This is a genomic window from Sporosarcina beigongshangi, from assembly GCF_033485195.1.
Lineage (GTDB): Bacteria > Bacillota > Bacilli > Bacillales_A > Planococcaceae > Sporosarcina > Sporosarcina beigongshangi.
The window spans coordinates 127,003-138,547 of the sequence record NZ_JAWLIR010000018.1; the positions used below are offsets into that span (position 1 = coordinate 127,003).

The 11,545-nt window shown below is 40.7% G+C and carries 6 protein-coding genes; 2 read left to right on the forward strand and 4 right to left on the reverse strand.

All coding sequences use genetic code 11. The features are described 5' to 3' along the window. Positions 1-173: 173 nt before the first annotated feature. Positions 174-671 (reverse strand): competence protein ComK, encoded by a 498-nt coding sequence (locus R2B77_RS10485; protein WP_203245840.1) that lies wholly within the window; start codon positions 669-671, stop codon positions 174-176. A 249-nt stretch (positions 672-920) separates the two neighbouring features. On the opposite strand from R2B77_RS10485, the gene R2B77_RS10490 reads away from it, so the two are divergent. Next, positions 921-1,403, forward strand: a complete 483-nt coding sequence (locus R2B77_RS10490; RefSeq protein ID WP_203245839.1) for a sigma-70 family RNA polymerase sigma factor — start codon at positions 921-923, stop codon at positions 1,401-1,403. Positions 1,404-1,626: 223 nt separating this feature from the next. On the opposite strand, the gene R2B77_RS10495 is transcribed toward R2B77_RS10490, so the two are convergent. From R2B77_RS10495 to R2B77_RS10505, 3 genes are all read right to left on the reverse strand, one after another. Beyond that, positions 1,627-4,374, reverse strand: coding sequence for a phosphodiester glycosidase family protein (locus R2B77_RS10495; protein ID WP_203245838.1), 2,748 nt, complete (start codon positions 4,372-4,374; stop codon positions 1,627-1,629). A gap of 301 nt (positions 4,375-4,675) precedes the next feature. Next, a complete protein-coding gene (locus tag R2B77_RS10500; protein WP_203245837.1) occupies positions 4,676-6,133 on the reverse strand; it encodes an O-antigen ligase family protein in 1,458 nt (485 codons plus the stop codon). Between the two features lie 181 nt (positions 6,134-6,314). Beyond that, positions 6,315-8,102, reverse strand: a complete 1,788-nt coding sequence (locus tag R2B77_RS10505) for a DUF4855 domain-containing protein (protein WP_203245836.1) — start codon at positions 8,100-8,102, stop codon at positions 6,315-6,317. A 272-nt stretch (positions 8,103-8,374) separates the two neighbouring features. On the opposite strand from R2B77_RS10505, the gene R2B77_RS10510 reads away from it, so the two are divergent. After that, a complete protein-coding gene (locus R2B77_RS10510) occupies positions 8,375-10,732 on the forward strand; it encodes an S-layer homology domain-containing protein (protein WP_203245835.1) in 2,358 nt (785 codons plus the stop codon). Positions 10,733-11,545 lie beyond the last annotated feature (813 nt).

Below are 11,545 nucleotides of genomic sequence, written 5' to 3' on the forward strand. Positions count from 1 at the left end.
GTTATTAACAGGTTACTAACTAGTTATCCACGGTAGTGGGATAACTGTCGGATGGATTGGACTGTCTAGGGGGAACTGGACTACGCTTTGGCCGAACTCGGCTATCTATTTTGGAAACTCGACTACGCATTCGACGAACTCGACTACCCCGGGGGAACTTAACAACCTGGTAATTACATTTTTATTTCCTTTTTATTGATAATATAGATTTGTTTCTCTCGTTCTATCTGTGCGGAGATGCTCAACAATGTGTGCAGACGCTGGTATTGATTTACTATCGTATGTCTGGAGGCTTTCACATGAATGCTTGTACCTTCCATGAAGGTGACGATTGACCGCCCCTTCGAAACTTCAGCGATGGTAAATCGGTGGTTAAAGAGCCAGACACAATCAGCATTTTCAGGTGACGCCGTAGGATAGACGCCTAGCTCATTCGGCGCAATGATGAACGGAGGCTTCTGTACAAAATTCAAAAGGATAGAAGCAGCCTGCATGCGCCCCTTCATTGTCGAAAAATAATGGAGACATGCCTTATCAAGTAATTGAGGTGGAGATAGTTTGGAATAATAAATACCATGCGTCGTACTGATTTTTGATTTAAAACCCCCGGTAAAAATTGATTCAAGCGCCAACGCCCTTGTATCTAGTAAATAGGAATCACATGCTCGCACTAAAAAATCCCCCTTCTACCTTTTATACTTCTAGATTACCATTCCTATACATGTTTGAATAGCATGAATTTAACAAAAATATAGTATTTTTTGCACAATTGCAACAACTACTTGTTATATGACTATGTCATACGTAATGTTTGATGCTCCAAACATCATAAGAGCCCATTGGTCCCACTAATTCGAATGAACTACGATGGAGTCACCCGGGAATACAAAGCATCGTGCACGGTCAGGAAGGCCGTAAAATTGAATAATTTCGAAGAGATATTGGAGCAATATGAGCCGATGATTTCTGCATCGATCCGCAAGCTGAACATTTACCGTGATTATGAGCATTTTCGCCAGGCAGGTCGAGTTGCCTTATGGCAGGCGTGGAAGCGTTTTGACGAAAATAAAGGGAATTTCACAGCATTTGCCTATCGAAGTATCCGAGGCGCCCTATTGGATGAATTAAAAAAAGAAAGTCGATTTGATGTACATCATATGCCGATGGAGGATGGCTTAATGGAAAATATCGTAGATACAGCTTGTTATACAGACTGTGAATGGTTTGGTGAGCTTGCGGAGGCACTTGATTTATTGTCACCGACAGAAATGGAACTGATCCAATGGTTATTCGTCGAGGGCGTACCACTGGCTGAATGCGCTGATCGCAGCGGTATTTCAGTGGCAGGCGTCAAGAAACGGAGAGAGCGAATGTTAGTCAAATTGAGGAAATCACTATCGTAGGATGAAAAATTAGACGAGAGGAAATGCTATTCAAAGGGAAAAGGCTGATATTTTCACAGAAGCTAACGGCACAAAAAGACCCGCAGAGGACTAAGCGTCTCTACGGGCCTTTTTTGCCATCAACCAAGTTCACTAAACTTATCTCTATTGTATAAAGGGAATAACTCTACATACCCATTGTACCATAATCCTCTGGAATCTCAATCATTAAATATCGATAAATTTATTTTATTATCGTTCGGTATAAGAACACAGAGAAGTCTGCACGACTAATGTTTTGTCCTGGTCCAAACTTGCCTCCACCGATTCCTTGCGTAATATCATTTGCGGCAAGTGAATTAATCGCGTCAGCGGCGAAGCTTCCCTTAATGTCCTTAAAATAGTTTTCTTTAGCGAGTGGTAATTTGAATCCACGCTGTAAAATAGCGGCCATTTCAGCACGTGTAAGCTTACCATTTGGATCGAATTTCTTACCGCCTTCTTTTCCGCGAATAATTCCTGCGTTCGCGACAGCTGCAACTTCTTTGTAAAATGTCATATTCGTTGTCATATCAGTAAAACCTGGATTTTCCACATTATCGAGAGGTAGTTTTAGAGCACGAGCCAATAAAATTGCCCCTTGCTGTCTAGTTAACTCCTGATAAGGACCGAATGTGCCATCTGCGTAACCAGCAATAATTCCTTCATTCACAAGACTCTTAATTTCTTTTTCTGCTCTGAAAGTAAGTCCGGTATCTTTGAAAAGACCTTCCTTGTAATTTTCATTGAACAGTGATTTTACTTCATCGATCATAATTGAACCTTTTGTTTTTAGCGCCGCGGTAGGCTGTGCGATGTAAATTTGTTTCAATGTTACATCCCCGACAACTTCAGATGGAATTTGTGCAGTAACGTAGTTCCAGCCAATCCATTTCAAACCATTCTCAGGTGTGAAATCAATCGTATATTCCTTCCCAGTGCTATCTGCAATTTTCCCACGAAGCCAGGTTTGACCAGCATCGCCGTATACACGCGCGGATAATTTGATTGGCTTGCCGCCCATTTTGAGTGGCGTTACAGCTTCAATATAAGCAGCAGATGTGCCTGTTTGCCCAGTGAAATCATAAGTTAATTTCAATGCACCTTTTCCACCAAATGCAGGCTCTTTCGCCCCATTCAATGAAATCTGTGCTTTACCATTGGTGCTAGTCGCCTTCCAATTACCAATTGTCTCCATTGCATCAATCCGATAAAATTCACCTGTAATGGTGACAGGGATACTCACTGTTTTATTAGCAAGTGTTGCTGTTATCGTTCCAGCACCATTTTTCGTTGAAGCAGTAAAGGTTCCGTCTGCCGTAATCGTGCCAGCTTGTGCAGTTGTAGACCATTTCACTAATGAAGGATCGAAAACGACCTCTCTATTTTTAGCATCAAAAGCTTTGACAGTCATCTTACGCGTTTCACCCGCACGAACTTCTACATTTGTACTCGATGGCGCAATTTTCGTAATGGCTTCAACTACTTCAAAAGAAATATTCGCTGTTGCACCGCTGTTTTGAACAGTAATTGAACCAGCGCCCGCTTTTTGAGCAGTGAAATTTAAGCCATTTGCTGTTATCAAACTTTGTGGTGATGTAATTTTGACGTCCGCTGCATTGAAAGTGAGTGGGTTATAATAGTTGTCCATTAAATAATCAACAACGACAGAACCTTTGGTACCCTTCAAATAGACGCCTTGCCTCGCAAGGTGAGCACCAACCGTTGTCGGTGTTCCTTTTGGAGCTGTCGATAATGCAAACAGAGCTGTCGAAACGGCACGTTCAGAACCATCTGACGGTTTATTAAACAAAGTGACATTAAAATCTCCAGGATTGCGGACAGCCATCGTTGTCGAGCCACCACCATCTAGGTTCAATGCATGATCAGCACCGATGGACACAAGATATTCTGCAAACTCTTTTAAACTCATACCCTGACTGTAGGGCGCCTGTCTTCCATCAACAGTTACCATAAATACTTTTGAGCCAGTTTTGTCGATTGCAATCGCTGTACGCGGCGCTCGCTCTCTCGCTCTATCACTCGTCGGATCAATCGCAAGTTCGACTTTACCGTTCTTCACAAGCTCTGGACCTGAAGTCAGCATGAAAGATGACCCTTTCCATTGCTCGTCAATATTCGTGCTAATCGAAATGGATTCGCCAATTTGAATATCTTTAACAAGTTGCATCGCTTCGCCATGAGCCGATAATACAAATCCATCTTTCGGAATTGTAGATGCAGTTTGGTCGCCACGATTTCGAATACTAGAAACTGTACCTGTAACCGTTTCTCCAAAATTGAGAGCCGTGCCACCCGTTACACCTGTAATGACTAATTCAATACCAAGTGCGTTTGTTTCCGTAGTAGGCTTCGGATAAAGCGGTGTGTACAATATTAAATTGTCATTTGAACGGTGCTTGTCCGTGCTAGTAATCGGATAATCTGTGCCACCGTAATTGAATGATAGACTCAAATTATAAGCATCTATCTTCCCTTTACCATTTTTATCAATCCCAAATGCAATTGGGCGATTCACATATTGATCAGCACCTGACGCGATAATTCCTGCGTTCATTAGCCTGTCCCGATAAGCGATTAAATACATCGGTAAATAGCCTTGGTCACTCGACCAGAAAAACGAACCATTAATAGCTCCCGTTACTTGCTTTCCTGCACCAGTATAAGCATTTGCCTGAGCGGTCGTCCGCAAAAGCTTATTCAGCGGTGTCGGATAGCCAACATCGACAGTTGTATAAGGATTATTCAAGTCAACCGTCAAATGACGAATTGCCTGTGGATTTCCCGAAATGACATTTTGGTTATATTCATATTGCGTTCCTTCTGAAATCTTAATCTGTTCCTTCTCCGCGGCAATTGACATTGTTGGCAAAACCAACAAAAACACGAGCAACATCACAACAATCTTATTTACTTTAGTATGTTTTAACAAGGATACTACTAACCTCCGGCCTCTTATGTAATAAATCTATTATAGACTGTTATTCTACAAAAATCATAAATCTATTGAAAGTATTCCATTTTCCTACTAATTAACTAGTAAAAGTGGTAATTTTCTGCATACGGCTGGGGTGATGGTTGCACACTTCGCGCTAATGGTTGGAAGCTTTACCGACTTTGTTGGACACTCCACGGGTTTTGTTGCACACCTGGTCGATTTCGCTGCACACTCCCTCTTTAACACGACAAAAAAGAGATCGCCTTCGCTAGCTTGCGAAAAGCAATCTCTTTTTTTATTTCAGCAATTCGTTTTTGCGTCCTGTTAATGCGAGGAAGCCGGCCATTAGCATGTAGTAATACATGGTGAATGTTTTATCTTCCCATATGTTGTAAACTAGGCCACACCAGAATATGCCGATGAGTGCCGCAAGCATTGGGACTGCCATTGCGGACTCTTTGCGCTTCTTCCAGAAAGTGACGAGCATACCGAGAAGAAATACTGCGAATAAAATGACGCCGACAGCACCATTTTGTGCAATCACTTGAATGTATTGGTTATCCGAATAAATATTGACCCGAATATCATAAAACTTATAGATTGGAGACGAGTAGGTTTTCGTTGCTGAATCTCCGTATGTTCCAAAACCACTTCCCATAATTGGATAGTCTTTGAACACCTCGAATCCTTTGTTAACAATAAAGAGACGACCTGTCGTTTTACTCTTATCTAATGTGCTTGCATTGAAAGTTTCTGCAATACGGTTTCCTTCGACAGCAAATCCAGCATCTGCGTCGGGGGCACCCGTTCGCACAAAGTTACCAATTTCTGTATGACTGCTGATCCACTGCGTTCCGTATGTAACAGGAACTGTTATAAGAACAAAGCCTAGCCCGATAACAGCAGCAGATTTCACTACAAATTTCCAGTTACGTGTAAATAAGAAGTAAACAGCTAAGCTGACCGCAAAAGCAATCCATGTTCCGCGGCTGTAAGTTAAAATCCACGTTCCTGCAATGAGCACAAGTGCGATGTTTATGAGCCACTGTACTTTATTTTTCGGTAGCAATGTTTTTAAGTAATACGTTAAAATACCCGCGATTGTTAAATAAACGGACAAGACATTCGGGTTATTGAGCAGGCCGTAAATTCTACTGCTGTTATTAGGGGAAAGCTGACGATTCACCCATTTTTCAGGCATAAGAGCAGAACGCATAGATAGTTTTTCAACAAGTCCTTGTATCACAAGGATAATTGCGACGACTAAAGTAAGCGTAAGGAAATTCTTAATATCCCTTTTCGTAATCTCTAACCGTTTGACAATGTATAACAATAGAAACGTAATCACAAATGCACGTAATTGGAAAACAATCGCTCCGATAACGACGTTGCTCATAAAGGCGGAAATCGTTCCGACTAGCAAAAATGCTAGGAACGCCCACTCATATAATTCAAAACGGAATATTGATTTCACGTCTTTTCGCGAATCCCAAACGACACGTAGGAACGCAAAAACGATGATGATATCGCCAATTAATTTAAGTGCAGGGTTCACTTCAACTAAAAATGAACGCATTGGGAAATAAATCAGTAAAAATAATATCGTTTGCTTAGGTCTCACCAAGGCGGCAAATGCTAATAGTAAAGTAATAGCATAAGCGAGTGGAGTTGACGGGATGAGCAGTGCGACAACTAGTAGAAGCGCACCTATTAGTGGAACTGCCATTTCTGGTAATCTAGAAGTGAAATTCATGCGATAAACCCTTTCTATTCTTCATTCGAAATTTTATTATAGCATAAGACTTGTCCTTTCATGTCACTATTTTTCTATGCCTCTACTAGTAGACGCATCAGAATAGATTTGGATGCATCGTTTTAATGAAATAAAAAAGTTTACCGCACTATAAAATACGGTAAACCTGTTTATATTAGAATTATTTATTAAAAAATGTAGATGTTAGCTGATCGTACCAACGTTTATAAACCGGATGATCGATTGTCGCCATTCGTTCAACCATATTTGTCGCTTGGTAGAACATCATTCCTTTTTCACTCAGCCCATAGCGCTTGGCAAAATCCATATACAGATCGAATGCCTCCACACCTTCACCTTGCTCCACGTGGCCCGCCCCATAAGAATCAATCTCAATCGTAATACCTGTGCCGTAAATTTGAGCATTTAAAAAGGCACGGTGGAGTCGTTCTTCTTTGTTTGGTGTTGCTGTACGGAATGCATTCGGCTGTAAAAATGCTGCGTCGAAGCCGTAGTTGCTCCATTTATAAAAATTCGTTGACGTTGCATGTGGTGAATAAATGAAAAACTTGTCATGCTTTTTAACTAAGCTTGAAAGTGTAGAAATAAGCACTTCGTCTTCAACCGTTCTGACCGTCTCACTTAACCAATAAAAACCTTTGAAATTTAAATGCTCGTACTTTTCATTACTAAATTCATTCAACACATTGTTAACATACCAACTAGCCATATCATATCGATTATATACCGTGTTATCTTGCTCCCGACCGTCCAACGTAATAATATTACCATTACGTTTTGGATACGGAATTGCAATATACACATCTACTACTCTATCATTTTGTTTAGCAGACTCATTTAAATTAACAATCGCGCCTGTTGGATCAAATGTCCGCTTAATATAATTATCCCAGTCCTCGTAATTCGCTTGGTTCGTAGCTCCATCGACGAATTGATTACCACTTTCGTTGTAGCGAAGTCCTAAAAATATGAACGTATCGAACATTGCCTTAGCTGCCTGATCTTCTGTTGCGCCGTGCTTCATATAATGATTAAAGAACTCTGGCGTAAATGAATTTTTTTCATTAAAGCCGTTATAAATCAGTACTCCACTATTCAAATTCGTTCGATCCGCAGTAGCAATCGTTTGCGAATACTCTATGAATTTATTGCTTTGTGGATGAATTGTGCCATCCTCATAATAAGCAACTTCTTCTAATGCATCTTCAACAGATGGAACGACTGCCACCGTTTGTCCGCCACTTTTCACTTCATAAGCGATCGGTTTTTGATAGACCCGTGATAAAAATGCACTAAATTGTGCTCTTGTCACTTTATCTTTCGGACGGAATGTACCATCGTTATAACCAGTCGTCACTTCATACATTGCAATTGCATCAATATATTTATAGTAAGGATTACTTTGAGTAACATCTTTAAAATTCGATGTATTCTTGCCTTCATATGAATAAGCAATCGCCAGCATACGCGACATTTCATCACGTGTTAATGCTGCATTAGGCTCGAACTTCCATGCCACTTTGGTTTCGGTTTTAGTTTTGTCTTTGTCTTTGTCTTTGTCTTCAACTTTGTTTTCGACTTCGACTTCGACTTTGACTTCGGTTAACGATAACCAGCCACGTTCTATTGCAATCATCACCTCTTTATAGCTTGGTGAATTTGCATGCATATCTTCCAATTCAATCGGGGTATTTTCATAGTTCACGAGGTCAAGAGCACGTGTCATCATGACTGCTGCATCTTTTCGCGAGATATTAGCACCCGGCACAAAGTTTCCATTTGCAAATCCTCGAATTACTTCATGCTCTGCAATGAATTGAATATCTGCATATGCCCAGTGCTCATAAGTTACATCCTTATAGATTGTAGCTTGCGCCGTTTCAGAATAAAGAAGTGTTACAGCTAAACATGACATAAAAATTACAACAGACTGCATAAAACGTTTCATCAATTTACCCCCGCATTTCTATTATTTTGCCATTTATTTATATCATTCTCCACTAATTAGCGAATAATGTAAAGTAGTAACCTTTTTCAGAAAATAATATTTCCAATACTCATTTTGCTTAATTCAAAAAACCTACTAAACATACTTTAAAAGGAAATGTTGAGCACCGTTTCCTTATAAGGTGAGGCATAGGTATGTTGAGTTGACTGTTAAATCTTGTTATAATAACAAGAAGAGTTTGTATTTATATCCTAAGGAGGATTGATTATCAAGTGAATAAGTCAAGTAAACTATGGAAATTAACGATGGCTAGCGCAATGCTCACTGGGACAATTGTCGTTGCTACACCTAGCATTGAAGCAGCTCCAGTGTCATTTAAAGATTTAAAACCAGGCGATTTTGGCTACAGTGAAATTATGAATTTGACGTCAAGAGGGGTTATTGGCGGCTATCAGGATAGTACGTTTCGATCCAGTCAGGCAGTGACACGCGGACAATCTGCGAAGATTTTAGCTGAAGCATTGAATCTTGACCTGTCAAATGTTAAAGATCCTAAGTTAAAGGACGTTCCACAGTCACATCCTTACTACACGTATATCGCTGCATTAGCAAATAATAAAATTATTGCAGGCTACAAAAATGGAAAGTTCGGTGTCAATGACACATTAAAGCGCGGTCAAATGGCGAAAATTTTATCAGTAGCCTACAAATTTGAAGCTTCAAAAGATGCAAAATTCCCTTTCAAGGATGTCCCAGCGGGCAACCAAGAGGCTAAATATATTCAAGCCTTAGTGGAAAACAAAGTCACACAAGGAACAACGGCCACCACATTTGCACCAAACGGAACAGTCACACGCGGACAAATGGCTATTTTCATCTATCGCAGTGACTTAGTTAAACACGGCTCTTATGCAAGCGCGACGATAAGAGAGTTGAAGAATGGTCAACTCCTCACATCAGCAGGTACATATTCAGTTTCTGATTCCTTGAAGAAAAGTCTTTTTGCACCAACTAACGCCCAGGCTCTAAATGGGGCTAGCGTATCGGTACGTCTAATCGGTGGAATCGTCTCTGAAGTTGATAGGCTTGAATTAAATGCTTCAGGTAGCTCTTTGAATGAAGCAATCTTTGACGGTGGCTCCAGTAAAATCGGCGGGGATTTAACAATTCAAGGAAACTACCTACGCGTGAAAAACCTAACCGTTGACGGTGATTTAACAATAGGTGCAAAAGTACAAAACGGCTTTACTAGCCAAAATATTAAAGTAGGTGGAGATACTTCGTTAAATAATACGGGTTCTACCTCCACTTCTTATGCAACAGTTGTGTTCCAGGATGCTACGTTAAACAACCTATTTGCCGACAAAAAAACATCATCAGTCATTTTAGAAGGTAAATCAGCTGTTAAAGATATTAAGATATCTCAAAACACAAAACTGATTGCCGATAGTAAGATGAAGCTTGCCAAAGTCGAAGTTGTCGGAGCAGCAAGCGAAGTTGAACTAGATGCAACCATTACAAATTTAGAGGTAAAATCAACACCCCAAACATACATTGCAGGCGCAGGAGTTATTACGAATATTCTCGTGGACACACCAGCAAGAGTACAGCTCCTATCAACAGGTAAAATCACGAACTTAACACCATCGCGAATTTCTTCATTATCACTAGGTGCAAATACCGAAGTTACGAATTTGAAGATTCCACTAGGCATGCATGCAACTGAAGTTATCGATAACTTTAATAGCATTGTACAAAACGTTCAACAAATTGATGGCAAGAAAAACACAGATTATGTGAAGCCAACAAATCCTACTACACCTCCGAAACCGACGACACCGACGACACCAGGGGCGGGGACTGGGGATGCGGCAGGAGTTAACGAATTAATCAGGAAAATTTCACCGGGCAGTCCTTCATATATTGCTGATGCAAGAGCAGCAAGAGCAGCCTACAATGCTTTGCCAGCTGCGCAGAAAAGATCTGCTAACATAACGGATCTCGAAGCTGCTGAGAAACCAATTGTCGCAAATACGCAGCAATTGAAAGAGGCACTGCAAGATGGGAACCTGGCCTATATTATTTTAGCGAATAATATTGTATTGACAGAATATATTGAAGTAAATAGACGTGTTGTTATTAACGGAGACGGCAAAACATTGTCGATTCAAGGGAAGACTGCATTATCTAATCCAGCTAAAAACTCCATGCTAATTATTAAGGGGAATAATGTTGATATTTCCAATTTAACAATCGACGCCGCTGGAATTGGAAATGAAGCATGGATTCAAGGTCAGCCGATGTATATAGGGATGGAAATAGATAACCGTTCAGGTACCGTATTAAATAATGTTACTTTTAGAAATGGGCATGTAGGGTTATTCATTAATGCAACTAGCACTAATGTGATTTTGGACGCTACGAATATAACGACACAGAATCAGAAACAAGGAGGTATCGCTGTTAACATTGCAGCAGCCCATAATGTGACCATAAATACAAAAGCACCTTTCAATACCCATACACATCCTGGAATACCAGCGATTTGGGCTGAAGGTGGCGGTACCATCAATGTTAGCAGCGGCTACAACCAAACACTAGTAGGAAGTAAATTACACTTTAATAAGTAATATTTGATAATATCTTATATAGGAGTTTCCTTTAGTCATTAATCGATTTTCGATAACAGAACAATAAGAGCCCCATGATTGATAGTCAATCGTGAGGCTCTTATTTGTCTTATTTTAGCTAGGCTGATGGTGATTGCTTGATGATGCCTAGAGGGTTTTGTTGGACACTCCAAGTGATTGGTTGCACGCTCGACGTGTTTCGTTGGACACTCCGAGTAAATGGTTGCACACTTGACGGGTTTTGTTGCACACTCCGAGTAAATCGTTGCACACTTCATGCTTTTTGTTGGAAACTTCACGGATTTCGTTGGAAGGTCATACGATCGTTGCACACTCGAAGTGTTTCGTTGGACACTCCGAGCGAATGGTTGCACACTTCATGCTTTTTGTTGGAAACTTCTCGGATTTCGTTGGAAGGACATACGATCGTTGCACACTCGAAGTGTTTCGTTGGCCACTCCGAGCGAATGGTTGCACACTTCATGCTTTTTGTTGGAAACTTCTCGGATTTCGTTGGAAGGACATACGATCGTTGCACACTCGAAGTGTTTCGTTGGCCACTCCGAGCGAATGGTTGCACACTTCATGCTTTTTGTTGGAAACTTCACGAGTTTCGTTGGAAAGTCACTCGATGGTTGCACACTCGACGGGTTTTGTTGCACACTCCGAGTAAATCGTTGCACACTCCATACTTTTTGTTGGAAGCCTCACACACTCTATTACCAGCACCAACCCCACACCCAAAAACAGCCCTTCAATTGAGTAAATCCAATCGAAGGGCTGTCCTTTTTAAGCTATCACGATGCTACAAAC